This is a genomic window from Allofournierella massiliensis, assembly GCF_964241245.1.
Lineage (GTDB): Bacteria > Bacillota > Clostridia > Oscillospirales > Ruminococcaceae > Allofournierella > Allofournierella massiliensis.
Window position 1 is genome coordinate 1 of sequence record NZ_CAXSWZ010000070.1, and the last position, 884, is coordinate 884.

1 pseudogene is annotated in these 884 nt (G+C 52.7%); it reads right to left on the reverse strand.

What is annotated here, in order from left to right:
- Positions 1 to 884, reverse strand: a pseudogene (locus ACESYO_RS16395) (helicase); the annotation flags it as partial.

Below are 884 nucleotides of genomic sequence, written 5' to 3' on the forward strand. Positions count from 1 at the left end.
CCGGTCAGCTGCATCATGTAGGGCAAATCGATTCCGGCCTTTTCACCAATAGACAGGGCAAGCGCATCGCTGGCGGTGTCCACATGATCGACAGGCTTCGCGCTGCGGATGGTGCGCTTTGTGAACATATCCGATTTGCCCCGCAGCTTGCCCTCTTCGTCAATATCCTCCAGAGAACAGAGCAGATAGTAGCTGCTATCGTCCTGAAAGGCGTGTGCAGAGCCACGGCTGTTGATCAGACCATATTGACGATGATAAGCGTCGTATTGGATGTTCAGTTGTTGCTGCAATTTGTGGATTACCTCATCGGGAAGATCGTCCATCTGAGCTTGCAGCAGCTGACGCACGGTATCTCGTAAGGAAATGAGCTGCCGGATGCGCTTTTCTGCGGTGGCACCGGGCTTGACTTCCTGCATCACAGAATTGGTGCGGAAATAAATTCTGTCATCTTTCAGCGTGTAGCTGAAGTTTCTCACATCCGGGTCTGCTTCGATTACATGAGCGTTTGCTTCAGTGACCTCTTCCAGGGAGGATTCGGCTTTGGTAAGAGTAGCAGAGAGATGGGAAAGGGCGCGATCCAGCTGCTCTTCCAGAGGAATTTCGGCATTTGGCACACAAGTTGGGGTGGGGCCGTAAGGTCCGCTTACCATTTGAATGGTGCCGCAAACCATTTCAGGATGTTGGGAGAAATAGCCGTTGATGGGGATGCCATCGACAGTCTCGCTTAGATGAATCCAGGGCTGATCCTCTTCCAGGATGCGATCGCGCTTTTGGAGAAAGAGAATATCGGCTACGGCCTCCGTACCAGCATTTTGTTTGAATGTGGTATTGGGGAGCCGGACCGCACCAATAAAGTCGCAGCGGGCGGCGATATAGCGACGCAC